This window comes from Stenotrophomonas sp. YJH_SMC_17 (genome assembly GCF_059371655.1).
In genome coordinates this window covers 65,474-88,815 of record NZ_JCAFUU010000008.1, presented here as the reverse complement: position 1 = coordinate 88,815, position 23,342 = coordinate 65,474, and the positions used below count along the sequence as shown (strand labels likewise).

The following is a 23,342-nucleotide window of genomic DNA, read 5'->3' as shown; positions in this document are numbered from 1 at the left end:
GCGATGTCGCCCTTCATCAACACCGCCTGGCCACGCTTTTTCATGGTCGCGCTGCCCATCGCTGCGCGTCGTCGCCTCGCGATCGCTATTCCGGCGCTTTTACTGACAGCATGTTCAAGTGCCGCGCCGCTGAACCCATCAGTTCATCTGAATCAAAGACAACCCGTCGAATCAGGGAGTGAAATTGGTATGGAGCGATTCAAGAACAGCATCGAGCGATTGTCCAGTGTGCGTTTTGGCGATGTGGATGCATTGAACGAACATCTTCACACGCATCTTGGAAAACCGACTCGGCAGGGCCTGAGAGACGAGCGAACCGCGGAACGTGGAATGTTGGGTGGCCTTGAAGTTCGGAACATCACGCTGAGAAGTGCCGTCGATAATCCTGCGCAGGCGAAGCTGACCTTTGATATCGCCCCACCGAGCATCGCGCTCAAAGAAGTCATCTGGGAGGGAACGGCGCAATATCCACCTCGGCCTGATGCCCCTGACTCCCGCCCTTACTGGACCGCGCCAGTGAACGGTGCTGAGGTTGTACTCACTCTCGCCCCTGACAATGCGACATTGACCCACGTATTGATCAGTCAGCGTTGACCCCCAGGGCGGGAGCTCCAACATGGAACGTACTGAAGACTCTGTACTGCCGCAGCCGCAGGGGGGGGCTCGCCCAGGACCCGTACGTCGGCCGGACTCCCCGTTGACTGACCCTTCGTTGGCGCCGCTTCTAGCGAAATCCCCGACACTTCGGGCGGGTCTTGCACAGGCCGAGCGCGACGATCTGGATGTTGTCTGGGGACAAGCCGGTAGGGGCACCTATCTTGTTCCCGGTGAGAAGATCGTTATTGACGAGAACGCGGTTGGGCAAGGCTCCAGAATCGCGCGCTCTCTTTCGCACGAGCTGGGGCACCATCTCTTTACCGAACGTCCCGATCCGACGTCGAAGCAATCCTATGTAAACACCCTGCTACGCGGAGAAGCGGCTGCGACGCTCAGTAATGTCCAGGTCCAGCGTGAAATCATTGCGGCCGGTGGACCGGACATTGGCGTGTCGGGTACGGGTAATCGACCGCAACAGTATGGAGCCATTGCCGTTGAACTCCAGGCCGGGCGGATCAATCGAAACCAGGCGCTTGGACAGATCGCTGAGGTGTTCAAAACGGAGGCACCTTCTGTTGGTCCTCATGCGACATACGAGCTTTACTATGGCGCGCACTATGATCAGCACATAGCACCCACGCAGCGTCGACGTAGGCCCGAGCCGGAATTTGACGCCGAGCGCACTTCGGCTGCGGGAAGAGTGGCCGTGGTCGCCGACGACTCACTCTCAGTGCACCGAACAGCTTCCTCAGTAGCTGAACTCGGCGACGCTGACCGCTCCCTCTACATGCAGATAAGAGCGGGTGTGGAACGCCTGGACGCCGAGAGCGGGAAGCAGTGGGATGAGTCGAGCCAGCGCATGTCTGCGAGTCTGTTGGTGCTCGCGAAGGCGCAAGGGCTTTCAAGAATTGACCACGTTGTATTGAACAACCCGACAGAGTCCCTTGCACGTGGCGAGAAAGTATTCATCGTCGAGGGAGCGATGGACGATCCTGCCCAACGCCGTGGAACCATGAATACGATGGACGCGCTTCGCGCGCCTGAAGCAGAGTCCCTTCATCGCGCTGAAGCGTTGGCAGCACATCTTGAACAGCCGCCAGCGCAGCAGGTTCATGCACAGGACGGGCCATCGTTCTCAAGGTGAGACTGCCGAGGCGTCGGCTGGACCTTCTTTCGAACCACCGGGCAAGCACCTCGGGCAGCGCAAAGAGGCGCCGACACATGGAGGGATGGGCTTATCCGAACCACAAAGATCATTCATAACACTGAAACAAAAGCTTTTATTCAGAAATTATTGCTGAATATACCCCCATTTGCACCCCCAGCGAGTGTGGATGCCACTGGACTCATCCGGACACCCCGCAGTATCAGGAACCACGAGAAGGTGCCGCCGGACACCGGAACGCGAAGGATCACCCAACGCCCCTCCACACATCCGGCAACACCACCAAAGCTAGGCCCTGAAGATAGCTAGACTCCCCGACGATCCACCTGAGCATCGACAGCAGTCTGCAGAAGATTCACTGACTCCTTGATCAGATGCCACATCTCGTTCGCCATGTCAGGGGCATCCTTCGTAGTCTCAAGACCGTCATGGCGATTCCATGTGAACTCGAAAGTCCCGTCGGTGGCGATAGACGCAGCGCTATCCAGCTTTTTTATTACATCGCTGGGCAGAACCGCCTCATGTTTGCATAGAAATTCGCCAATTGCGTCAGCATGCTTTGAGAACGAGTGCGCCATCTCCTCACATGCCTCATGCCAGTCCATATCCGGCACAGACTTTTTGGGCATGATCCTCCGGAAAAGACTTCGCAGATCCGTCAGAGCTGCCAATTGATGAGAGAAGAACGTCTCGGAATTCCTAAGAGAGACCTTCAACTTCTCCAACTCACTGCTGAGCTCAGACTTGTAGTCTTCAAGGTGGCGCGAGAAGTTCAGCTTCACCGCCTCCTCAATCCCGCTCTTCACAAGAGTTCTAACCAAGAATCCGCCGCCAACAGCGGCAACGCCAGAGACCGTGAGGATCTCCAGAGCAACTTCCATATTTATCATTAGTTCTAAACCTCGATCTTTCTAAAAGGTGAACCAAGGAGAGTCCAGCAACTTCACCGGATCGACAATGCGGGGACAGAAGTCCAGAGCCCCTGCTACTTGCTGAGGAGTTGGCGCCCTATCCTGGTCAGGTGGAAACGTTGATCGGTACAGTGAGGGGCAGCGTCTGTGTGACCCAGTTGGCTGTCGCGAGCGCTCGAGCCCCCTCGTTATAGATGTCAGCGTTCTCATCGTGCGAGCGCAAGGTGACGATAATTACTGCGCGCATCGGCGTAGTTGCCGGTGGCTCATTTGCCCGTCGCATCATGCTGGCCTGAAGCGCCCAGTTGGATCCGGTCATTCCTGAGAAGACCTTTCTATGGATCTTGACTGGCGCCCACTTCCCACCATGCTCTACCTGGGCGCTCTCAAGCCCGTCACTACCCAGTTCCCATTAGGCATGGATGCGATACCAGATCGCGGTACTGGGCGCGTACCGCTCAGTGCTGGATCTGAAGAGCATCACGGCGATCACGACTGGGCTGAACACGCTGAACTTCTACAGTGTGAACCTGGCCAGGGACGTGGCCATCAAACACTACCAGATGGAACGCTAGCCCGTGAATCGTGAACTCCACGTAGGATCAACTGCTGTCGTTTGGTCTTACTCCATCGCACCGCGCTAGCCAACGAATCGTCCTGACACATTGAGGTCGGCAAGAGCAGTCTTGTCGGCCTTTTTCGTCGGTTCATCAAAAGCCTGTTGTGACGGCGGGAGCAGGGCTGTTGAAAACGTGTAACCAACGACCTCCTCCCCATCGAAGGATCCAGGCAGTGGCAGTGTGCTGCCCTGCCATTAGGCATGTCGTCGGTGAATCTTACTGCCCGCGACCGTCCAGCACAGCACATCGCGAATGGGAGCCGTGCGCCCAACCTTTATGTGCGAGCCACTTGGCGCTACTCCTAAGGTCAGTGGAATACGTCCGCAGGGGGACTTCATGAAGGCCTACAACGAACTGGTGGATAATAGCAACCGACTGCACTGATGCGGGCATCCGCTGTCCTGCGGAACGCCAAGCCACAAAGCAGCGCCGGGCAATGCTCGGCGACTGCTCCGGAAAGTGAAAGCCTCATGCGCGGCGTCACAGCATCTGCTGCAAACCAGACGACGCCGATGAAGGCTGGAGCAATGCCTCCAAGCTGTAATGGCATTGGGGGGGGACATGGCTTCCCAAAGGTGGTTTCGTCATGCCCACGCGTAAGGAAGCGAAACTCGCCAAGGTAGCTGACGTCACTGGTCCGTAGATTGCCGGGCCTATCTAGGAGAGCTAGACCAGGCTCATGTCCATCGGGCGAGGCAGAGCTGCGTCCTTGCGGCAACTGAAAGAGGCTGCTAGCGTTCGGCCGTCAGACAGGGGACGGCAATGGAAAAGGTGATGAGGGGCGTATATGCGTCGGTCCTAGTTCTTGGGGTAGCTGCCGGCCAAGCCCAATCAGCAGAGGCCCCTGTCCCAACGAGCGGCATGGTCTACAACACGGTCGATAATGGCTGGCTGACGTATGAATGTGACCCGCCTACCCAAGGTTTACTGACCTGCTCGTTCGTTCAAACTAGCATTAGACAGCAGCTCAAACCTGCCGACACCCAAGCTCGCCTTACCAGAGAGACTGCTGACTTGGCAGCCTCACTTGCCAAAGACTATGGAACTCGTCCTGCGGGGATTTTTGATTCCACCAAATGGCAGGAGCTTTGTGCGCTCGGCAGCCAGATCACCGACCTTGCCAACGGAAGGCCCGGAGCTGACACCCCGCCAGAAGCTGTGCGCTCGATGTCCAGAATGAGTTCGCGGCAGAGGGAGGACATGCACCTATGGGCTGCGGCCTTGGGCCGGTCCTGCGCTAGCCGTACACTGGATGGACTAAAGGAGGCAGTTGCGCTGAGCCTCGGACAAGAGGAACGGACCTGCCGCATAGGCACAAATCCGTTCAAGCAAACTTTCAAGGCACAGTACTCGCAGGGCATCTTCCAATCGTGGATCGTTGCGGACAGCACACCTTCGGGGGATTGTGGGCTTATCAATGTTTCCCGAATGGTTCCTGGCGAGAACAGCTGGAAGTGGCGCTACTTCGCACGAAAGGTTGTGACCAACCCAACTGGAAGCCAAATGCTCCTGAAGTGCAGCGACCTGGATCAGCTGGAGTATGAGTACGACTGGAAGGAGCAGCCAGTGCCTTTGGTCTGCGATTACATCAAACCTGGCATCTAAACCAAGCCCCTGAACGAGCCATCCTTTCGCCAGAGCTGCGCTCGCCATTTGAGATGCCTGCTCCCAACTGTGGCTCGTAGATCGATGGCGATTGAAGCAGTACGCGCTGGGCGATACCACCGACACCAGATTACTCAGTACGTAGCTCACACTCAACTCGGCGCGCCCGAGTAATTCGGATAGAGGACTAAAACTTGCAGGATCTCCGAGACGCAAAGGATAGGCCAGTCGTACTCCCACTACCATCCGGAACGAAGGACAGTTTGATCGATACGCTGTCAACAGCGATCTACTCATCTCGGGTCCTTGGAGGCCATCGAATCGATCCGGCCTCACTACGGCTCGATGACGTTCAAGCCTGCATCGCGCGGGGCTCACCTCTGGACAAGATGCTGACCTCCTTCCTAGGTGAGCAGCATGTTACTGTCTTCATCAGGAGTGAAATTGAGTCGATTTTACTTGCAGAGCAGAGCAAGTGGCGTCGGCCAACTTCATTTAGCGAGCTTTTCACTCCAACGGAAGCTCAGGAGCTATCACGGCACCTGATAGACCTGCTGGGCACACTTCCCTGGGACTACAAGTTCACGATTCAGATGCCTGGCCTGGGGCCAAACGCGCTATCCCGTGTTGATGGCATAATCGATCTTTCCAGTTGCACGCAGCTCATAACCGGAGCCACTCTACGCGACCACACTGACCACCGAGTGGCCGCCGCTGACCTGATGCACGATACCCCTGCTGAATTATTCGACAGACGCGTTTACGCGCAGATAAAAGTCGCCGGATACGTATCGCGAGATCTTCAATCGGACAGCTTTCTACGTGCGACAGAACAGTTTTATTCGCTTGTTGGACTATTCCTGGCATTCAATGTGGTAGATGCCAAAAATGCATGGCTATACGGGACAAGTGGTGTAACAAGGATATCCACAGTTCGAAGCGGCGGCGTTCAAGTACTCCTGCATTTCACCTCCGATCTTGACGTCCACTATCAGGGCTTCTTCAACGAACTCGGCTACTCGGAAGAGTTCTTGGGGAAGATTGATTCGGAGGACAGGCTCAGCATCATACTAGAGAGGATACGGAGCGCCTTGAGCAGTGGGGTAGCCAGCCGACTGCAGAGCGCAGCGCGTTGGTTCTTAGATAGCCACACAGGCAACAATGCTCAGGTCAAGTTTGTGCAGGTCGTAATCGCATTCGAGATACTCCTGGGCGATGAGAAAATGTCCAAAGACACAGGAATCGGAACCCTTATGGCCAATCGCTGCGCCTACATGATCGGTAACGATGCTCGCGATCGCGAAAAAATTATCAACGACATGCAGATGGGATACCGAATTCGCGGTCGAATTGTTCATGCAGGCGCCAGCATTCTCACCCACGACGAGAAGTTGACTTTCTCGAGGATGCAGGAGCTATGTGCACTAGTGATCAAACACGAGGTGCATGCGATGACCAGTGCGTCGCCATAGCTTGAGGAGCCATGCCGGCGAGCGAAGCCCTCCGAAGTCTTTCACAACCCGTCAAGCCTCCCACGATCTGAAGAACGACTTCGGTGCACGCTACTTGTCCCAAAGCAACTCGGAACTATTCAACTTCACTTGTCTATCCTCGTTGTTCCGCTGGCGCTGAGGAGCACTCATTCCAGGCTGCAAGCTGATTGGTTCAGAGCCTTCTATGGCACGAGTTCGACTAATGGATCGTCGCGCCATCGTTTTGACCGGCGAGGAAATTAGAGTAATTGACGTGTCCGCCAATTCCGAGCCGGTACGGAGCTATTGGTGGATGGAACCGTGAAAAGGTGTGCCTATCAACACCACAAGTGCATTCCACGATCACCCCGCAATGAACGATGATATGGCCTCTTGCCCTCCCTCATGCAGTGGTCACCGACCACTACCTACTGGATCAGTAATTTTTTACACCACCAGCTCTATGTATATGGAAGTGATGGGTTCGTAGCCGGCAGGATAGAGCGACGCAGGTAGTAGAAGGCGCTGTAGAGCAGCGCCTCTGCTTACGAACTGGTACTTGAGGGTGCGGCAGGCCTCCACATAGCGATGCATACAGGGGGCGGTAGCACGCGCACTTACCGTTTCTTGATCACACCGCATTCGACAACGAATCACTCCACTCCACACAGGCCGACAAGAGCAATCTTGTCGGCCTTTTTTGTTTACGCATAGAGAAAGGGTGATACAGCAATGGCAAGCTTCCATTACAGCATCAAGAGCGGCAAGAGGGGCACCGCTCGCAGACACAGCAGCTACATCCAGCGGGAGGGCTCGCACAGCGAGCGAGAGGATTTGGTCCACGCCAGTCACGGCAACCTACCGGCATGGGCCCAGGAGGATCCCAAAGCATTCTGGAGCATGGCCGACCGCCATGAGCGTGCCAACGGCGCGGCCTATCGCGAGCATGAGATCGCACTGCCCAGCGAGCTGACCCAACCCCAACTGATTGAGCTGGCTGAGCGACTCGCTCAGCGTTTGGCCGGAACCAAACCGTACCAGTACGCACTCCATGCGCCAGAGGGCGCGCTTGGCGGTATCGAGAACCCCCACGTCCACTTGATGTGCTCGGACCGCGTTCCGGATGGAATCGAACGTACTCCAGATCGAACCTTCTCGCGCTACAACCCGACCCGTCCGAGTGAAGGCGGCTGCAGGAAGGACAGCGGGGGCAAGAGTCCGTTGGAACTGCGGCAGGACGTCACGGCCAGACGCCAGCTGGTGGCCGATACTCAGAACGAGATGCTGGCCGAGTGCGGCTACAGTGCCAGGGTGGACCACCGCAGCCTTCGGGACCAGGGACTGGAACGACGGGCAGAGCGCCACTTGGGTCCGTTGTTGGTCAAGGGGATGGCCGACGGGGAGAAGGCCCAGTACGTGGCGTATCGGGCTGGCCATGATGCCGCCACCCCGCTGGCGCCCTGTTGAACAAGGGCGACTTTGCGATTTTGTCGCAGAGTCGCTCGGGCCTCAGCCGGCCTGCAGAGGAAGAAGCGGCCTTAGCAGGGATCGAGTGAAGGCCAACGCCCTCGCCTTCACCGATCCCTGCCCCATCCTACAGGGACATCTGCATCTGGCCAAAGAAGTTGTCGGCCAGCCGCAGGTAGCACTTCCGGTCCATCGCCCCGGTCATGATCCATAGAGCACCACGCGCCTGGAGCAGGTCCAAAGCTGCAGTAAGACGGCTACGGTTCCTGACGGGACCATTGCGAAGCACGTGGTTACGCGGAACCCAGGTATCAGAGAAGGGGCCGCGCCAGATCCGGGTCTTGAGGTAGTGCGCCAGGGCCCGGGCATCGACAAGATCCTGGGGCACTACCGAGTCAGGCGAGAACAAGTGCTTGTACTCGCTCTCGTGCCACTTGACGATCTCGAACGCTCGATTGAGGGTATCGACTGAAATCGGGCCGGCCTCCTCAGCAAAGTAGTGCATCGCAGCCGCCAGCCGTGCCAGGATCTCCATTACCTTGGCGGCAAAGTCGTTGATGTCGCTCAGGTACTCACCCTGGCGAAGCAGACGCTCGGTCTCCTGCGCCAGTTCAACCCAGCGGCTCTTCGCATCGAGACTGAACTCGATCAGTTCGCGCTCGATCGATCCCGATTCGATCTGGGTCCGGTAACGCTCCAGCAGCACCCCAATCCGCTTCTGGAACGCCGGCAGATGCTCCCAGGTCGGTTCCTCTCCGCTCACCTGGCGGAAGCCCATGTTCGATTGCGGCCAGCCCACCAGGTAGCGCGCCCAGTGGCCGCTGCCTTTTGCAACCGACCCCTTTCGATCCAGGAAGGCCTTGAGCGGTTCGTGCTGGGTCATGATGCTGACCGACACCCGGGGATTCATGGCCAGCAGATTCTCGTCCGCGCGGTCGCGCATCAGCACGCCCGGGGAATCCCACAACCGGTTCAACAGCCCGAGATGAGACATCGCCTCGCTTCGGAACAGGACATGGCCTTCGTCGGTGCTGATGGCGATCGACTCCCCGTCCCCCACCAGCGCCTCGGTGATTGCTTTGCCGGTGATCTCCTGCCGCATGAAGTAGCGCAGTCGGGGTTCGGTCGGCTTGCAGCGGCCGTGTTCCAGTAGGCGAGCCTCCAGCTCGTCGCTGACCTGGCCGCGACTGACCGCCCGCGCAACTGCGCTGCGCAGACCTTTCAGCTTGGCCTCCCACGCACCCAGTTCGGCCTGGTACGCCCTCTTCTTCTCCTTATGGGTTGCCAGTGCCTTCGTGTCAGCGTCGCGAAACGGCGCAAACAGCAGCGAGGCCACGGTCGACTTGCGCTCGCCCGATTCGGCAATGATCAGCAGGTTCTGCGATACGGGCCTGATCAGGCCCGTGGGCAGCTTGACGTCGATCAGTCCCTGGCACGCCATGGAGATGGCGTTGATCAAGCTCATCCCGATCAGCGCCTCCGGTGCCTGAACGTTGCGGGAGATCTCGTAACCCGCTTCGCGCGCCACCACCAGGAAGGCGTTCAGTGGATAGCGGGGGGCAACACGGCCAAAGGTGGTGGTCATTCGGACTCCACCTGTTCGGCCGCGGGTGAGCTCAGGACGGGCTGCCCGCAACCGGAGCAGACCACGATGTCGCCCGTCTCCTGCCGGCGCACCCGCTCCGCGTTCAGCAGCTTACGGAACTGGGGCAGACTCAGCTGGTGGTCGTAGGCGGCATTGAAGCGCTCCATCGCCAAGCGCTTGCGCGTCCGCTGCATCAGGTACTGCTCCAGCACGGGGTAAGCCTGGCGGAAATCCATCTCCAGCTTGCTCTTGCCCAGGCTCAGATCCTGATCCAAGGCGTGCTGGAGGCGGTCCAGAGGAGTGTGGATGCCAGCCAGGGCGTCGGCGAGACTGTTCATGCTCACAGCCCTCCCTTGTTGGCGCCAATCTTGGCGGCACGGCCCTGCAGCCAGGCGATGGCCTCGTGGGTCCAGTAGAACTTGGGGGAGTTCTCGCCGTCGTAGAGCGGCACCCCCCTGGGGAAGGTCGGGTCCTCCTTCATCAGCATATAGGCCTTGCTGCGGCCAACCGGGATCACCCGGAGCAGCTCCTTCAGGCTCAAGGCCGGGCGGTCACGCAGGCCTTCGGGGATAAGAGCGAATGCTGAGTCGGCGGGCAAAACGGTGCCACAGTCCGGCATCAGCGCCGAACGCGTCTGGATCGTGTTCATGTTGGAAACCTTCGGGTGTTGATGTGAAGGAGTCCGGCCGGATTCCCGACAGGCCGTGTGCCTGTCGGGTTCCATTTGATCCGTGTGCGGCCTGGAACAACATGCTCAAAAATTCAAGGATTCGGTTCTGGAGTCATTCCGGTGCGAACAGGTCGCAGTGATCGAGTCCTTCTGGCTCTCTAGATCAGCCCCCGACAATCGGCCTCGTCTCGGAATCGCAACCGCATGACTGAGCGCCCTGCTCTATCGCATTGATCAAGGTATGCCTATCGATGCCGCACGGCGGGCAACCACTCTTACAGGTACGACTCATCCGTAGCCTCCGGCTGCGGGATTTGGACCGGCATCTGCGCCCAACGCTGAGCTCTCTCGCGAAACTCTTGCACCGGCCCGAGGTGCACGAAGAACGCTTGTGCCTCTAGGTCCTCAGCGCTCAGTGTTGGATCAATCAGCTCGTCGCCCATATGGACAACCGAATGCGCACGAATGTAGACCCAAGGCGCATTGGCGGCGCGTTCGACCAAGAACCCTCCGACCACTTCACCCCCGTGTTCAGCTACATAGAGCGCAACATTCTCGTGACACCTCGACCTCTGCGCTGCGGAGAATGTCACGGATCGCAGAGGTGTTCCCGCAGGCTGCGTCCTCCAACGGGCGACCACGTCGTAAGCCACTTCTACGTCCCGATCTGACCAGATTGTCATGTTGGTTGCGTCTCCCAAGTTCCGGGGCTATGGTAGTGGCTGGGCGCCCGCCTAAGCTTCGGACAGCTTGAAACAGGCCGATTGACCTGCAGGACCGCACCCCTCCGTTTTCGACGACCGGAAAGCCGGCTGCCCGAGGACGACAAAACGTCCGACGTCTCGAGCAGTAAGAGGCATTTCCTATGAAACTTGTCAGTAGCGCCGCATATGCGGCATCTCAAGCTATGTGCCGGCGGGGCGTGAACATCTCCCGCTCACATCTATCAGAAGTTGTCGCCGCATTGCTCGGCTACAGGACCTTGGCCGCTCTATACGTCGAAGAGTCTGACCAGAACCTGGATTACCATCTCGACGACGCCGAGCGGCTGATACTGAATATTCCGCTGGGGTAGTCCGGGCCAGTAGCATTGGCCTGTCCGAGATAGCCGTACATAGTTGTGTCGAAGCGCTGAAGGTAGTGGCCACCGTTCCCGTTCACAGTGGCATATCCGATCTCTACGATGGATACGCGCGAGAGATGCTGGAACTGGCCATCGCCGAGGGCGATTCAACAGCGATGGCAACTGCGGAGAGCAATGCCTCCTTCGAAGAAGGCCCCTACATGGAAGACGAGGCAACGACCAGTGGCGACCTATGGGAAGCTCCAACGGAGTGGAGTATCGAGGCGACCGGCACCATGAGCGGCGAGTACGACCCCGATAGTGATCGCACGTACAACGGACACTCCATGGACGTCTGGGGCAAGCTCCTGTTCTTTAAAGCCGGACGTGCCGGCCTGATCTATATAGAGTGCGAGGATGGCGCAAGCCCGGACGACACCTGGCGCGACGATGAAATCTGATCAAACTTGATCGTAGCCCGGGCCGCCCCGAACAGGGCGGCCCGCTTGCCTTCTCAGCTCTTCGAGTCGCAGCATCCAAAGGTAGAGCTCTAGTGCTATGGCCCTTCGGCATACTTGCGACACCATCGCAATTTGCTATCGCAACTTCACCGCACGAACCGAACTTCGCACGGACTCTGCGGAAGACGGCATTGCACCGCACTCAACAGCAAGCTTGAAGAACTCCTCCGCAGCACGATGAGGGTCCAAGCCGTTTGAGCGAACACAGGATCTCGCGAAGGGCGTTAGGTCGTTTATGTCCCCGCCCGTAAGATAGCCGGAGCCAGTTGCTTCGCTCTTGAACCTTTCAATCACAACAGCAGGAAGCTCTGGGCCGCAAATGAAATACTCAAGATGCTTGAGGAAGCTTGGGTGACCAAGAATTTCATCACCACAAGTACCGTTGCCCTCGAACACCTGTTTGCGCGACTTACCTCGCCCACCGGGGTTGAAGTCAGGATCCGTAAAGAAGGCGATTCGAACCTCCGGTACCGCACCTCGCCCAAGGACACTCTTTGCAAGTAGCCTCATCGGCTCAAGCGATCCACGCAAATCATCGTGATCTGTCCAATCGAACTTGATGGACAAGAACAAAGCTTGCTCTTCATCCGTCAACGCAATATCCGGGTTCCGCATGACATCCTCATCCTTATAACTGTGCCCGCAGTGAAGATCGATAAGATCGCCATGTCCCTCTGACGGAAACAGCGCCATGGACTATTCGCCCACCAGGCTCTCCGTTCACTCCAGAGCCACTCCCAAATGTTAGCGCAGAGGACGATCAGGGCGAAGAATTGTAGATTCCAAGGCGGACAGGCCAGCTAGCGCCTACCGCAGAATCCGCTATGCCAGAGCCGCCTTCGCTTGCAGTGACTAACTATGCGTACTACCAGAAAGAAAAGCTGGGAATTCAGACCTGGCACCCGATCCAGGGCATGCGGTTCTGAACTAGCGGACCAGATCCTGATCGGCCGCTGACCTTAAGCGGCCGATCTTCTGCGCCGAATGGTCGCGCAATGGCCCGGCGCAAGGTACAAAGAAAAAATGACGTCGAGTCCGGGCAGGGGGCGCAAGGCCCCCTGCCAGTCCATCTCCCGAGTCAGACCGTGAGCTAGAACGGCAGCCAATCCTCACTGGCGATCAGCCCGTCAAGCCGAGACGCCAGCCGCTCGTAGTAGGCCGCTTCTCTGATCAGCCTATCGGCAGCCCGCCGCCGGCGGGCACGATCCCTCCAGCCGCCACTTGGATTTGCATCAAGCGCTGTCGCCCGAGCCCACAGCTCCGAAGCTCGCTCCCTAGCCCAGGTAGCTTTCCGCTCGTCTATCGTTTTTTTTCATTTGTACTCCGGTCACACGAAGCGGCCAGCCGATAGCTGGCCGTTTGAAGCCGATCAGGCTGGGTCGTTGCCACTGGCAGCCTGCTCTGGGATGACCCCGATCTGCTTGGCCTTGATCTGGCTGGAGAGCAAGGCGCTTGAGACCATGTAGGCAATGGTCGCCAGTACGCCGATCCAGGCATCAATGGACAGGTTGAACATCAGCCAGCCGCCGTGGAAGGCCCAAAAGAGAATCGGGGACCAGATCCCGATTGCCTTCCGCAGCTTGACTCGGTTGACCACCACGTTGTTCTGGAAGTGCGGCAACGGAAGACTATTTTTCTTGAGGCTCAGGTATGCCCTGATCGTCAGGGGGACCAGGAAGAAGATCATCAGAAGGTTGTAGAGGATGACGCCCATGGTGTGTTGTTCCTTGTTAATTGAATTGCCCGTTTGACTGTTTCCCGCAGCTAGCGACACGTAAGCCGCTGCATGCGATCAATTGATTGGCCTTGAGGTTGCGCCGAACTTACGTGCCACGTAGAGTCTACCCCGTGCGTAGAAGTGGCGTCATCCTGTTGGCATGCGGCCCAAGCCCTCCAACCGTTCATGAACAGCCATACGCCCGTTCCTCGCGGCGTGGTTGCTGCACGCTTGCGACAAGCCCGTGCTTTACGGGGGCTTAGTCAACGTGAAGTTGGAGTTCGCATGGGCTTGGATAAAGACACAGCGTCGGCACGAGTAAGCCGATATGAAAGCGAATCAATGGCCGTCAGCCTTGATTCGCTTTTCGTGCTGGCAGCTGCCCTTGAGGTTCCACCCGCCTACCTTGTTGCAGGCAGCTCAGCGATGGCTGATGCGATCTTGTGCCTGGGAACACTCGGCGAGAAGCAGCAGGCAGAACTTGCTATGGCACTTGCTTCTCTGGCCAAGCTACCGCCCGAGAGACGCCAGGAGTTCATAGACAAGATTGAGAACTCCGGGACCGCCCTATAACTGCCGCGCCACGCTTACTGCGGGACCACTGCACCAAGTTCTCTTGCCAGGTATCAATGAAGCGGCAGCTGCTTCGTTAAAGCATTCCCCGCGCAGCCATCGATAGCGCCTTGTCCGCTGTCACAACGAAGTGATCCAGCAGCCTGACATCGACCAGGCCAAGAGCCTCTTTGAGGCGTGTCGTAATAGCTCGATCTGCAGCCGACGGGTCTGGGTTCCCACTGGGGTGGTTGTGGGCCAGGATCACAGCTCCTGAGTTCAGGACCAGTGCCCGTTGAAGCACGATCCGCGGATAGACATTGACACCGCCTATCGTTCCGGAGAACAGCCGTTCAACCGCCAGCAGCCGGTGTTGAGCGTCAAGAAAGGCCACTTCAAAGTGCTCTCGCGTCTCATGAGCCAATCGAAGGCGGAAGAACGCGCCACAGGTGGCGACGTCACTCATGGCCTGACCTGGCTTACAGGCTCGGCGCTGCAGTATCCGCAGGGCTCGGGCGATTGCCCGGTCATCGCGAAGCTTCGAGGCTGCCTCCATCGCAGCGCACTGGCTACGATCTAGGGGATCCACTCGGGCCTGGAGTTGCATCACCGGTCTCCTGTCTTGCGACCGCCGGCAGTCCTCGCACGGGTGGTCGTCCTCGTCAGGGGCTCACGCGGCATCTTCACTTTTCCGCTTCCTAATTGTGTGTCGCCAGTTTTCGCGGTGTCGCAACGGCCAAGCCTTGAGGCAAAGGCCGCCATCCAGAGGCCCCGGATGCGCTGGGCCAGACCTTCAACTGAGTTCACCATCGTCATTTCCTTTGTAATTGGCAGCAGAAGCGCACAAGGCCCGGACTAGCCGGGCCTTGTGCGTTCTGTATGTCGCTAGTTGGGATCAGGGATCCATGAAGCTGCAGTTGATGCAGTTGTTTGGGGCGGTGCACTTCACCACCCCCGCCAGTACTGCTGTGGCGACCACCATCACGCAGTAGATCAACTCGATCTTGCTGTTCGACATCACGTGTACTTCCTCTAGGGCTGCCAGCGGAGCCCTATCCGCAAGGACTCTCGGTAGCGTCCTCAAGGTCGTAGTACAGGTTTGAAATTTCTTTGATTCCAGTCGAGAGGGGCCCTCGCCTTCAAATCAGGCAGACTTTGCCTTGCGAACGGCCTTTCGAGCGATCTTCTCGGCGCCCTTTTTGGCCGGAGCACTTGCCGCCTTACCCTTAGCGCCGACCTTGCGCGCCTTCTTCAGCACGGCCTTGCCGACCTTAGCCTGCGGCTTGGTTGAACTTGCGGCAGGATACTTCTCGCCGACGTTCGCGGCACTCCAGGCCTTGCCTTCAGCGGACTTAGCCCAAGCGGTGAAGACCTTCGGCGTCAGCCCCCTGCCCGTCCAAGTCTCGCCGCTGGGCAAACGGTACTTCGGGGCTACCTTGCCGAGCGTGCGTCCCTTAGCTGAAGACTTCGAAGGCTTCGCCGCTCGCATGGGTGCGGCTGCGTCGTCATCGCCAGCGCTTCCCACGAGCTTCGCAAGCTGGCGCCGCTGAGCGGCCGTGAGAACTCCCCGAGTACTTCTGGAGAACAGCGATTGCCTGTGGCAGCTCACTGTCACGATTCTCAACAAGCTTCTTCTGCGCTTCGAGCTGCTTGATCTCAGCGTCAATTGATTTAAGAGTCGTCAAGGCCACGAGTCTATTTCAAGGAAGGGGATTCAAGCGCATCTCTGCCGGCAAAATAAAGCCTATTACGACAGCCAAAACCCGGCGCTGCGCGAAGGATGACGGACGCCCTTCAGAGTTGGCGTGCAAGTCCGCGAGCATGCACCGCACCATTAAATCGATCCTTGGTCTGACCCAGACCCCAACGATGTGGGCTATAACTGGTTGCTGGACCAGGCAAGCCTGAGCACGAAGGTCCGTGGCAAGACGTTTGGCTGGTGATTGCTCAAAGTGATTCAGCCCTACGGGCTGCTTTCTCGGCTGGCCAAGATGCCGTGCACCTTGCTGTTGCCGAGCCCTCTATCGGAGATGGACGAGCGCAGTAGCCGACCGATACTCAACACTTGCCTCCCCAGAAGAGCCAGAGGTTTTGATATCGCGCCTCTCTGTTTTGCATTGACTTGTGAGCTGAAACCCACCGCCGTAGAATCGAGCAGCACGGTGGAGAAACGTTCACCATGTGACCCGCTGTGGTTATTTCGCATACCCGTGACCAGGGACCCTGGCAATTGGATATCTAGACACTGCGAGAGAGAGTATGGCAACTGCTGACAATGATCTTCCATTCTTCGAGCGCCCTGATCTTTCCCCGTTTTTGGTTCACCTCACAAGAAATACGGTAAAGACCGACAAATTCACTGCCTATGAGAATCTGGTTAGCATTCTTGGCACTGGTGAGATATTTGGTAGCACAACCAAGTCTGGCTACATCAAGGGCGGGTCATCCGCTGCTTGCTTCATGGATGTCCCGCTGGGCTCACTCAAGTATGTGCTCAATGAGTCCAATACAGATCCCAAGAAGCCTCGATATGAAGCGTACGGGGTGGTCATAACAAAGAGACGCGCGTACAAAGATGGCTGCAGGCCTGTTCTGTACCTTTCAGACGAGGAACTAGGCCTCCTTGGCATTCCAAAAAGTGAGCTGTGGCGTGTCGTAAGACTTGAAGCCGTCGATGGAACAGGCATAAATTGGGTTCACGAACGGGAGTGGCGCTGCGAGGGCAGCTTTACACTTCCATCCAAGCCGATTGCCGTTCTCGTCCAGACGACCAAAGATGCAGTCAGGCTTCGAAACCACATCAACAATGAGCCTGAGTTCTTTAGATCTATACCCAGCTCAATCATCCCTCTAGAAGTGCTATGCCAGGGCCTTCCGTATTTGGCCGCAGAGTAGTCACCAGCAATTTGTTCAGGCCGAAGCTGCTTTGCTGGTCAGCCTAGTTCCAATGTTCAATGTCTACCCGCCATAGGTAGACATCGAACCTAGTAAGCGGCTAGCCATTTCTGTCGCAGGAATGAGAAACGGTTGCCGCTACCGCAGCAGTCCCTTCAAATTTCGTCCCAGAACTAAAGCCAACGGCGATCGAGGCGGTTACTTGAACACCCCACGTCGAAGCGGAACACGGATGGCTTTAGACCGAGTATCCGCTCTTCGCTGTTCTTAGAAGGGTTTGCCCGAAGCCACCTGGCTCCCTTATCTGCCTGCTTGCGAATACATTGATTCCCAAGGACCGCCCGCCACGTGCAGAATTGAGCTGTTTGAGGCCTGACGGCGTCACAACGAGGTAGCAGCCCTCCCCCCACAAAGAATCCGAATCGATATCAACCGGACCCGCATCGCGCCACCAGTAAAGCTTCGCGACCACAATTCCGTTTGCATCCAGGAAAACGCTCAGATTCTCTTCTTGAGAGCGCCAGCGAAGTCGCTCCGCCCAATTCGGGCACAGGGCGAATGGGTAAGCCGCTGTGTCGCACCCCATGTCCACGGAGCAGACAACTCGCCTTATCAGCGTCGGCGCCAGATCATGGTCAAGTGCGACGTACTGGCCTACCCAAACAACTATGGGCAGCTTGGCATAGCAATTGCCGAAGTCTTCACCATCAGTTTCTGCCGAGGGCGCTCTAAAGCGGTAGAGGCGATGCTCTGACAGCCGCGCCTTGAGGATATGGAAGCGGGACACTTCGGCCACAACTTGGCCGTCACGGTGGACTGGGAAAGGGGCAACGTCTCCTTCAACCTCGTCAACCCACTTCCGCGCTCGCTCGGACCAGCCTGCACTGGGGTCAATCAGCGGCAGTCGAATCCATTCGGGGCGAACTCGCGGAAGCGTCCACTGTCGCGGCGGAAGCGGGCAGCCCAACTGTTCCAACAGCACCAGTTTGTCGCGGTCGTTGAGCCTGCCGGCAAGCCGCAGCTCTCCCGCGACGTGGCGGAGGGCAGCAATGGCGATGTAGGCATGGGGCTTCAGGTAAGTGATCTTCATATCAAGGACGCGAAGCTGAGCTTCAAGCCTATCGACGCCAGAGGGCCCAAATGCATCAAGCCCTCCCCAGTTCTGGATGAACATCGCGGCCCGGCGGCGGACAGTCACTTCCTCAATGTCAGCTGCCTTCGCAATGTGACGTGCCGTCGAGCGCAACATATCGGTCCAGCCAAGCAGCGACTCGACGCGCATTGCGCCAGTTCTCTCATCGGTGAATGCCTGGTCGCCCTCTGGCAGATGGCCGAGCTCGAGGCGATAGAAGAGCGGCAACTGAGTCGAATCTACAGAAACAGTCAGCCCCCACCGATGCGACAATAGCGCGGCTGACTCTGCTACCGCGATGTCAGGGTGACTGACCAGCGTAGCTACGGCGCTGCCCAACTCGGGTTTAAGGTGCTCGCTGTCAGTAGACAACAGCGTTCCGAGCGCCTGCAACGGAGCGTCCAACACACCGTCCATGAGTCGCCGACTGACAGACGTAAACAGAGTTTGACCAAGCCCACCTTGCTCTCCCAGGGTCAGCGTCGTGTTGCGTGCATGGCGCTGAAGTTCTGCAACCGGAAGCCGGTAGGCAAAATGCAGCAAATCCTCCAGAAGCTCGGTGTCGTTGAGCGGTAGCTCGCTGGACTGGAAGGGCCGTCCCAACTGGAACTCGCGAGTGTAGGTCATCTGCTCCTCAAGCAGCGACCAGATGGCCGGCCAATCTGGCATCGCGCTGATTACCGGCAGTATCGAGTCTAGCTCTGCAAGCAGCGACTGGGTGTTTTCCTGGCCCGCTGTCACCGAGTCGACGATGTTCTCAAAGGCGGCAGGGCACGTAGATGCTCCCTGCAAAATCTTCTTCGCCTCAAAGTAGAAAAACTTGCCGCCGCCCATCCACTGGCTCCACGAGCTCCAAGGGTCTTTGCCTGTCTCGTAGCCTTGCATCAGCTTCCTGGCGTACTCGACCTCACCCGCCGCAGCAAACCGCTTCACCATCAGGAAGCGGCAGGGCGCACTGTCTTGCAATTTCTGCCAACGCTCAAACATCCTCTTCGCTAGATGAAGTGGAGCGGTGTCAGCCAGCTCTCTGAAGCGGTAAGGAGCGTTGTAGTTCAGATCGGCGCCATCCGCTTCAAATGCGTGCTCAAGGTCCTCGAGAGTGGCTTCCGCGTCGTACTTACTGGGCGTATACGAGTGTCGAGGTTCCGGTGCTTCTGACTTCCACCGGGCGACCGCAGCTTCGAGATCGGCCGACGAGAACCCATGCTTTCCGGAAGCCGTGCGGATGCGCTGGAGCAGCGCTACCCGTTCATGCGCTCTGCTGGTCACCTCAACGGCGTCCAATAGCATCAGCGCAAGCGCCTCAATCTGATCAGGGCCGGCTGCGTCAGCGGCGACGTTGATGAAGTCACCGACGTGGTACGGGTCCCGGTAGTGAGGTTCCATATAGAAAGGCAAACACAGACCGCACCAGACGGTCGCGCAAACCAGGACGAGTTCAGGGCTTCGCCGGACCATCCCTTTCATGAGCAGGTCGACGCGGTTCGGCCAGCCAATCAAATGCCAATCCGCCAGTGTCTCTGACACCTCGAAGCCGAAGCCGGGCCCGACCTGCATCGCTTCCTCTATCAGCGACATTGTTAGGCGATGCGCGGCCGAGGAACCTTCCGTTTCCGTCATGCCGTCGACCTGGCGCAACAAGTTTGAGACACGTTTGACACGGCCCTCAGGGTCAGCTGCATTCGCAAGGACTAGGATGTCTCGCCAGACTGCGTACTGCGGGTCCTTCTTGGGGGCCAGCGCGTAGCCAAGGCATTGATCGGGAACTGTCGCCAGCAACTGTTTCGCCCGCTCCACGTCTCCGACCGAAGCCAATCCGATGGCCAGATTAGCTAACCCGTCGATCTGCTCGCTCGGTGTACTCTCCTGAAGCTCCACTAGGAGCGCGTTGAGCCGAACAACTGCAGCCGCCCGGTCACCGTCAACCCGATACGCATCGACAGCCAATCTGCGTCGAAGGTAGTCAGTACCACTCAACGTCGATGAGGCAATGGCTGCTTCAGTTTCCCGTAGTACTGCGCGATACTCAGTCTCGCCTCGCTCGGCGCCAAGCCTCAGTAGCGCCTTCACAAACACGGGGGCTGCTTTCAAGGCCTGCTGAATGCGGTATGCGTCGATGCCGTCCTCTGGTGCCAGACGTAGGACATACCCAAGGCAGGCGCGGGCTGCGTCCTGGATGCCGCCTGCAGGCAAGGAGCCGTTATCGTGGGCGCTGCGGCCCAGGAGCACACCTATCGTTGCGGCGTGCTGTTGGAATGGATGAAGGAAGGTGTACTTCGACGGTGCCGGACTCGGCAGCGGCCTATTGAGCAATGTACAAAGCCGTGCGTGATCCATCACTGCGCCGACCAGACCACCCAGCCCAGCCAAGTCCGCTTTGTCATCGGACATGGAGATCATCGGTGCAACCAGCTTGTCGAACAGGGCCTCGGCTAGGTGACGGCGGTCAGCTGCGAATGCAATCAGCGCCATCCGACGGCGGTAGTGGTTGGGCACCTCCCCGAAACCTGGAAGGGCAGTGGCAGCATCAAACAGCGCAAGCGCTTGCGCAATGTCGCCGCGCCGACTGGCCGCGAGCCCCGCGTGAACCATTACCGACGGCTTGTCTTCGTCGGCTACTCCAAGCTTGCTGCACAGTTCCTCTGGATCGGAGTCTGCTTTCTGCACGAGCATCGCCTTTGCGACTTCCCTCCTCAGATGTAGCCGCAGCGCGGCGACAGTTGCCGGATCCATCGGCTCGGTATCGCGCAGCCCATATGTGGCGACGTGATCAATCGCTGCCTGGATCTGCTCGGCGTCTCGGAAGTGGAAGACGCGTCTTGCCCATCTTTCGAACTCATTAACGTTATGGTTCAACCCGTGGTTCTGGAACTTGGGCGTATGGAGCTGCGATAGCGGATCGAGGCCTTCGAACAGCTCCTTCGCTCGCTCGAAGTCGCCTCGCGCAAGCAGGGCGTCGACGACCTCGTAGCCCTGGCCGGGGAAGTCCTTCACGAAGGAGAGTGCTGCATCAATGTTCCCGACCGCCAGCATTGCCAGCGGAAGCTGGTTGGCGTACTCAAGGGCTGACTCGCGCCGCCCCACTTCGTCACGACACAGCAGCAGTCTTACAAATGCAGTCGCGTCGTGCGTTGCACGCACTGCCAGCAGGGCCAGGTGGATATCGGCGTGGATCTCGGCGATGGAGCGCCCTTCAGCTAGTTGCTGCCTGAAGCGAGCGGGTATCGCCAATGCAAGTACATCGGCACCGTCGCCGGCACGGGCGCGGTAGCGCAGCTCAAGCCAGTACTGCGCCGATTCAGGCGGCGCGCTCTTCGCCAACTTGGCGAGGTCGCGGTATACGCGCTGCGAGTATTCGGCATCGACGCTCCCGAGGCGGGCTCGCGGCTGAGCGATGACGAACAGCCTAAAGCTGTTGTGGAAGACGCTCCACCCTTGAGATGAACTGACGAGCAGGTGTCGTGCAATGATCAGGGCGCGTTCAATCGCGGGCTCCTTGACTATCATGGCCAGCAGTCGCAGGTCTATGGGTGCCTCGGCCCGAGCGATAAAGCCCAGCACGTCCATTGCATCAGCATCGTATGCGATCTCCCGCCACGCGGCCGCGTATACGGTCTCGATATCGCCGTCGAATGCCATCCCGCCGCTGAGAAGGTCTTTGCGGCCGGCTTCATCAGCGTGCAACAAGGCCTGAATCAGGTATCGCGTTGCGAGCGGGTGGCCGTGCGTGAGATTGCTCAGATCCAACCTCGGAATCGCCGCTGGAACGCCTAGCGCATCTGCCATCCGGGCGATCTCTTCGCGGCCGAGAGGCGCCATCAGGACCTGTCGCTCAGTCTTTTCCGCCTGCGCTTTTACGGCGGGCTTCAGATTCGCGAGATCCAGCCGCTGCGTGCCAAGTACGAACACAACCCCATTGGGGATGGCTGCAGGAAGAGGCAGCTCTCCCAGGAACGAATTGGTCGGCCGTTCTTCGCGAGGCACATGGTCGAGCCCGTCGACAACGATGATTGTACGGATCCCGTCGCGAGCAAAGCGCTCGCCAGCCTGCCGCACCAAGACGCCGAATTGTTCGCGACGCTCTGACAGTGAGTCATCGCGAAGACGAAGTCCAACCAAACCGCTGTTTCGCAGTTGGGTACCTACGTCGGCCAGAAAGCAGTCGGCCTCCCCACGGCCCACGCCTTGAGCAGCGCCCGGCACGTACGCCAAATAACGAACGAGCCGTACACCTGCCTCAGTGGCCAGTGCGACCTGCAGGAGAGTGGATTTTCCGGAGCCGGGCGGCCCTATGAGTGAGATGTAGCCCTGGTCGGCGGCATGCAGCGCGGACAGAAGCTTGACCTCAGTGTCACGGTTTCGCTGGACATAAGCGCCGATTGGGAAACGATGGATGAGCAGCGTCTTGGCGGGATCGCCCCATCCAAGCTCACGGAGTAGCTCGTCACGCGTCCACCTATCCTTGTCGCGTTCATCGGCGACTAGCTTTGGCAGTACGCTGGCGATCTCCGATGCCTGTCGCGCCTGCTCAGAGTTCAGCTTATGGGACATGACAAAATTCGCCGCAGCTCCGCAAACCACACGGAGGCTGTGCAAGAACTTTTCGAAGTTGTCATCGTCCAAGCCGGCTTCGCGACGCAGGTGGTCGATTAGTCGTCCCCATTTTGACTTGCACCAATCCGACAGCGACCGATCTGGATGCAGTTGAAACTCTTCAAGGAATGCCGCGCTGTGTGATGGGGTACCGTCACCTGGCTTGTCAGTGGTCGATGGAAAGTCATTGACAACCAAGTGAATCTCAACACGACTTCCCAGATTGTCATTGCGCAAAGATTGCCAAGCATAGACCAATGGCTGCAAGAGGCCATTGGCACCAGTAAGTAACGTCTCAACAGTGAAAGCTTTAGGGAACTTGGACGTCTTGAACTGGTGACCGACAACCAATCCGTCGAATCCAAGCACCAGGTCGTCTGCAATTCCGGCATTGCGATCGGCGACGCCAATCCAACGTAGCTCGTCGCGCTCAAGCGCAGCGTAGATTGCAGCCCCAGAGCGCTCGAATTGTCCGATAAATCCACGAAGAGCTCGGCGTTCGCCTTCCGCCGGTGCCACTGCGGGAGCTGCAACGGCAAACGTCCTTGAGTTTTTGCGCACTTTAGAGGCCATGAGAATGGACTGGATAGGGAAGGTAGATCCCGCCAGCAACACAGAGTGCGTCCAGCACGAGTGGATTTGCCGGCAGCACATCGCGCGCCACTGATAAGCGCAGTATATCCGCCGTCAGTCACATCCGTCCCTCGCGCGGGTCGTTGCTCGGCCTACCACTGAGATTAGCCCGTAGGCAATCATCCACTGGAAAGTAGGTTAAAT

19 protein-coding genes are annotated in these 23,342 nt (G+C 58.2%); 9 read left to right on the top strand and 10 right to left on the bottom strand.

Annotated elements, in window-relative coordinates; all coding sequences use genetic code 11:
• Window positions 1-3 precede the first annotated feature (3 nt).
• The gene (locus AC5P8Z_RS17570; protein ID WP_286070652.1) at window positions 4-594 is read left to right on the top strand and encodes a hypothetical protein; all 591 of its coding nucleotides are present in this window, start codon (window positions 4-6) and stop codon (window positions 592-594) included.
• Window positions 595-697: 103 nt separating this feature from the next.
• Window positions 698-1,741: an XVIPCD domain-containing protein gene (locus tag AC5P8Z_RS17565; protein WP_295566260.1), complete on the top strand. Its 1,044-nt coding sequence runs from the start codon at window positions 698-700 to the stop codon at window positions 1,739-1,741.
• Window positions 1,742-2,067: 326 nt separating this feature from the next.
• Here AC5P8Z_RS17565 and AC5P8Z_RS17560 read toward each other — a convergent pair whose 3' ends face one another.
• Entirely contained in the window at window positions 2,068-2,643 is a 576-nt protein-coding gene (locus tag AC5P8Z_RS17560; protein ID WP_180877579.1) for a hypothetical protein, read from the bottom strand.
• 452 nt (window positions 2,644-3,095) lie between these two features.
• On the opposite strand from AC5P8Z_RS17560, the gene AC5P8Z_RS17555 reads away from it, so the two are divergent.
• From AC5P8Z_RS17555 to AC5P8Z_RS17540, 4 genes are all read left to right on the top strand, one after another.
• Entirely contained in the window at window positions 3,096-3,248 is a 153-nt protein-coding gene (locus AC5P8Z_RS17555; RefSeq protein WP_495229625.1) for a hypothetical protein, read from the top strand.
• A gap of 906 nt (window positions 3,249-4,154) precedes the next feature.
• Window positions 4,155-4,898, top strand: coding sequence for a hypothetical protein (locus AC5P8Z_RS17550; protein WP_495229624.1), 744 nt, complete (start codon window positions 4,155-4,157; stop codon window positions 4,896-4,898).
• A gap of 263 nt (window positions 4,899-5,161) precedes the next feature.
• Entirely contained in the window at window positions 5,162-6,370 is a 1,209-nt protein-coding gene (locus tag AC5P8Z_RS17545; protein WP_495229623.1) for a hypothetical protein, read from the top strand.
• A 732-nt stretch (window positions 6,371-7,102) separates the two neighbouring features.
• The gene (locus AC5P8Z_RS17540; protein ID WP_495229622.1) at window positions 7,103-7,837 is read left to right on the top strand and encodes a MobA/MobL family protein; all 735 of its coding nucleotides are present in this window, start codon (window positions 7,103-7,105) and stop codon (window positions 7,835-7,837) included.
• Between the two features lie 127 nt (window positions 7,838-7,964).
• Here the strand turns inward: AC5P8Z_RS17540 and AC5P8Z_RS17535 are convergent, their stop codons facing one another.
• From AC5P8Z_RS17535 to AC5P8Z_RS17525, 3 genes are read right to left on the bottom strand one after another with little or no spacing between them, the layout of a single operon-like run.
• Window positions 7,965-9,422, bottom strand: a complete 1,458-nt coding sequence (locus AC5P8Z_RS17535; RefSeq protein WP_279945729.1) for a YfjI family protein — start codon at window positions 9,420-9,422, stop codon at window positions 7,965-7,967.
• Window positions 9,419-9,760 carry a hypothetical protein gene (locus AC5P8Z_RS17530; protein ID WP_495229621.1) on the bottom strand — a complete coding sequence of 114 codons (342 nt, stop codon included), beginning with the start codon at window positions 9,758-9,760 and terminating at the stop codon, window positions 9,419-9,421. The genes AC5P8Z_RS17535 and AC5P8Z_RS17530 overlap by 4 nt, the downstream gene beginning before the upstream one ends.
• Window positions 9,761-9,762: 2 nt before the next feature.
• The gene (locus AC5P8Z_RS17525; protein ID WP_279945731.1) at window positions 9,763-10,071 is read right to left on the bottom strand and encodes a helix-turn-helix transcriptional regulator; all 309 of its coding nucleotides are present in this window, start codon (window positions 10,069-10,071) and stop codon (window positions 9,763-9,765) included.
• A 1,221-nt stretch (window positions 10,072-11,292) separates the two neighbouring features.
• Here AC5P8Z_RS17525 and AC5P8Z_RS17520 point away from each other — a divergent pair.
• Window positions 11,293-11,616: a hypothetical protein gene (locus AC5P8Z_RS17520; protein WP_495229620.1), complete on the top strand. Its 324-nt coding sequence runs from the start codon at window positions 11,293-11,295 to the stop codon at window positions 11,614-11,616.
• Between the two features lie 135 nt (window positions 11,617-11,751).
• Here the strand turns inward: AC5P8Z_RS17520 and AC5P8Z_RS17515 are convergent, their stop codons facing one another.
• Both AC5P8Z_RS17515 and AC5P8Z_RS17510 read right to left on the bottom strand, forming a co-directional pair.
• Window positions 11,752-12,369, bottom strand: a complete 618-nt coding sequence (locus AC5P8Z_RS17515) for a hypothetical protein (protein WP_180877565.1) — start codon at window positions 12,367-12,369, stop codon at window positions 11,752-11,754.
• Between the two features lie 676 nt (window positions 12,370-13,045).
• A complete protein-coding gene (locus tag AC5P8Z_RS17510; RefSeq protein ID WP_279945735.1) occupies window positions 13,046-13,390 on the bottom strand; it encodes a hypothetical protein in 345 nt (114 codons plus the stop codon).
• A gap of 288 nt (window positions 13,391-13,678) precedes the next feature.
• Between AC5P8Z_RS17510 and AC5P8Z_RS17505 the strand changes: the two genes are divergently transcribed.
• Entirely contained in the window at window positions 13,679-13,966 is a 288-nt protein-coding gene (locus tag AC5P8Z_RS17505) for a helix-turn-helix domain-containing protein (protein ID WP_495229651.1), read from the top strand.
• A gap of 76 nt (window positions 13,967-14,042) precedes the next feature.
• On the opposite strand, the gene AC5P8Z_RS17500 is transcribed toward AC5P8Z_RS17505, so the two are convergent.
• From AC5P8Z_RS17500 to AC5P8Z_RS17490, 3 genes are all read right to left on the bottom strand, one after another.
• A complete protein-coding gene (locus tag AC5P8Z_RS17500; RefSeq protein WP_495229619.1) occupies window positions 14,043-14,411 on the bottom strand; it encodes a JAB domain-containing protein in 369 nt (122 codons plus the stop codon).
• Between the two features lie 429 nt (window positions 14,412-14,840).
• The gene (locus tag AC5P8Z_RS17495) at window positions 14,841-14,963 is read right to left on the bottom strand and encodes a hypothetical protein (protein WP_258010005.1); all 123 of its coding nucleotides are present in this window, start codon (window positions 14,961-14,963) and stop codon (window positions 14,841-14,843) included.
• 126 nt (window positions 14,964-15,089) lie between these two features.
• Window positions 15,090-15,434, bottom strand: coding sequence for an H-NS family nucleoid-associated regulatory protein (locus tag AC5P8Z_RS17490; protein WP_279945737.1), 345 nt, complete (start codon window positions 15,432-15,434; stop codon window positions 15,090-15,092).
• A gap of 770 nt (window positions 15,435-16,204) precedes the next feature.
• On the opposite strand from AC5P8Z_RS17490, the gene AC5P8Z_RS17485 reads away from it, so the two are divergent.
• Entirely contained in the window at window positions 16,205-16,840 is a 636-nt protein-coding gene (locus tag AC5P8Z_RS17485; RefSeq protein ID WP_180877561.1) for a DUF2971 domain-containing protein, read from the top strand.
• A 238-nt stretch (window positions 16,841-17,078) separates the two neighbouring features.
• Here the strand turns inward: AC5P8Z_RS17485 and AC5P8Z_RS17480 are convergent, their stop codons facing one another.
• Window positions 17,079-23,138: an ATP-binding protein gene (locus AC5P8Z_RS17480; protein ID WP_495229618.1), complete on the bottom strand. Its 6,060-nt coding sequence runs from the start codon at window positions 23,136-23,138 to the stop codon at window positions 17,079-17,081.
• Window positions 23,139-23,342: the final 204 nt, after the last annotated feature.

What these genes read in the sequence shown, in the direction of transcription:
- AC5P8Z_RS17570 (WP_286070652.1), top strand. Translation starts at nt 4, where the DNA reads ATGTCGCCCTTCATCAACACCGCCTGGCCACGCTTTTTCATGGTCGCG.
- AC5P8Z_RS17560 (WP_180877579.1), bottom strand. Translation starts at nt 2,643, where the DNA reads ATGGAAGTTGCTCTGGAGATCCTCACGGTCTCTGGCGTTGCCGCTGTT.
- AC5P8Z_RS17555 (WP_495229625.1), top strand. Translation starts at nt 3,096, where the DNA reads ATGCGATACCAGATCGCGGTACTGGGCGCGTACCGCTCAGTGCTGGAT.
- AC5P8Z_RS17550 (WP_495229624.1), top strand. Translation starts at nt 4,155, where the DNA reads ATGGTCTACAACACGGTCGATAATGGCTGGCTGACGTATGAATGTGAC.
- AC5P8Z_RS17540 (WP_495229622.1), top strand. Translation starts at nt 7,103, where the DNA reads ATGGCAAGCTTCCATTACAGCATCAAGAGCGGCAAGAGGGGCACCGCT.
- AC5P8Z_RS17535 (WP_279945729.1), bottom strand. Translation starts at nt 9,422, where the DNA reads ATGACCACCACCTTTGGCCGTGTTGCCCCCCGCTATCCACTGAACGCC.
- AC5P8Z_RS17530 (WP_495229621.1), bottom strand. Translation starts at nt 9,760, where the DNA reads ATGAACAGTCTCGCCGACGCCCTGGCTGGCATCCACACTCCTCTGGAC.
- AC5P8Z_RS17525 (WP_279945731.1), bottom strand. Translation starts at nt 10,071, where the DNA reads ATGAACACGATCCAGACGCGTTCGGCGCTGATGCCGGACTGTGGCACC.
- AC5P8Z_RS17520 (WP_495229620.1), top strand. Translation starts at nt 11,293, where the DNA reads ATGCTGGAACTGGCCATCGCCGAGGGCGATTCAACAGCGATGGCAACT.
- AC5P8Z_RS17515 (WP_180877565.1), bottom strand. Translation starts at nt 12,369, where the DNA reads ATGGCGCTGTTTCCGTCAGAGGGACATGGCGATCTTATCGATCTTCAC.
- AC5P8Z_RS17510 (WP_279945735.1), bottom strand. Translation starts at nt 13,390, where the DNA reads ATGGGCGTCATCCTCTACAACCTTCTGATGATCTTCTTCCTGGTCCCC.
- AC5P8Z_RS17505 (WP_495229651.1), top strand. Translation starts at nt 13,679, where the DNA reads ATGGGCTTGGATAAAGACACAGCGTCGGCACGAGTAAGCCGATATGAA.
- AC5P8Z_RS17500 (WP_495229619.1), bottom strand. Translation starts at nt 14,411, where the DNA reads ATGAGTGACGTCGCCACCTGTGGCGCGTTCTTCCGCCTTCGATTGGCT.
- AC5P8Z_RS17495 (WP_258010005.1), bottom strand. Translation starts at nt 14,963, where the DNA reads ATGTCGAACAGCAAGATCGAGTTGATCTACTGCGTGATGGTGGTCGCC.
- AC5P8Z_RS17490 (WP_279945737.1), bottom strand. Translation starts at nt 15,434, where the DNA reads ATGCGAGCGGCGAAGCCTTCGAAGTCTTCAGCTAAGGGACGCACGCTC.
- AC5P8Z_RS17485 (WP_180877561.1), top strand. Translation starts at nt 16,205, where the DNA reads ATGGCAACTGCTGACAATGATCTTCCATTCTTCGAGCGCCCTGATCTT.
- AC5P8Z_RS17480 (WP_495229618.1), bottom strand. Translation starts at nt 23,138, where the DNA reads ATGGCCTCTAAAGTGCGCAAAAACTCAAGGACGTTTGCCGTTGCAGCT.